The organism is Rhodococcus sp. EPR-157 (assembly GCF_001647195.1).
GTDB lineage: Bacteria > Actinomycetota > Actinomycetes > Mycobacteriales > Mycobacteriaceae > Rhodococcoides.
This window is the reverse complement of record NZ_LVCV01000407.1, coordinates 1-924: the sequence shown is the minus strand read 5'-3', so window position 1 is coordinate 924 and position 924 is coordinate 1. Positions and strand designations below refer to the sequence as shown.

The 924-nt window shown below is 64.4% G+C and carries 2 protein-coding genes; both read left to right on the top strand.

All coding sequences use genetic code 11. The features are described 5' to 3' along the window. The first annotated feature begins 2 nt into the window (after positions 1 to 2). Positions 3 to 416, top strand: a complete 414-nt coding sequence (locus A2J03_RS18895) for a MarR family winged helix-turn-helix transcriptional regulator (RefSeq protein WP_068377000.1) — start codon at positions 3 to 5, stop codon at positions 414 to 416. Between the two features lie 3 nt (positions 417 to 419). Beyond that, on the top strand, positions 420 to 924 hold a 505-nt coding region (locus A2J03_RS18890), incomplete at its 3' end, for an MFS transporter (protein ID WP_156520458.1).

Below are 924 nucleotides of genomic sequence, written 5' to 3'. Positions count from 1 at the left end.
GTGTGCTCAAGCGGGCCGTGACCACCGGAGATGAGGCTTCACCGCTGCCGCAGGCGCTGACCGGAGTACTGGCCATCCTCGCGACCGAGGGTGAATGCAGACAGACCGACCTCGCCAACAGGCTCTGCGTCAGCCAGTCCGCCCTCAGCCGGCAACTCGCAGACCTCGTGGACCTCGGATACATCGACCGGACCCCCGATCCGGACGACAAGCGCGCATCGCGCGTCTGCGTCTCGGACGAGGGCCAGGAGAAGCTCAAGGTCATCTGGGACCGTCGCGCCACGCGACTGCGAGAGATGTTGAGCGAGTGGAGCGAAACGGAAGCACTTGCCGCTCTCGCGTCGATCCAGAAGCTCAACAGCACATTCGAAGAAGACGCGCAGGACGTAGCGCACTTGAAACTGATTGCGAGATAAGACATGACCACCACAGATGCTCCGCCCAATACCCAGGTGTCGGATCCCGACGCCATGTCCCACCGGCAGATCCTCGAAGCCCTCACCGGCCTACTGGCCGCGCTGTTCACCGCGCTGCTCAGCACCACCATCGTGTCGACGGCTCTGCCGACCATCATCGGTGACCTACAGGGGTCGCAGACCGCCTACGCCTGGGTTATCACCACTGCATTGCTCGCCAACGCGGCCTCGACGCCCATCTGGGGCAAGCTCGCCGACCTGTTCAACAAGAAGGTCCTGGTTCAGAGCGCGATCCTCATCTTCGTCGCGGGCTCGCTGATTGCCGGTTTCGCCCACAGCGTCCCGGTTCTGCTCGCCGCGCGCGTCGTCCAGGGCATCGGCATGGGTGGCCTGACGGCACTCGTCATCGCCATCATCGGCACGATCGTCTCGCCTCGTGATCGTGGCCGCTACTCCGGCTACACCGGCGCTGTCATGGCCGTGTCGATGTCCGGTGGACCGATCCTCG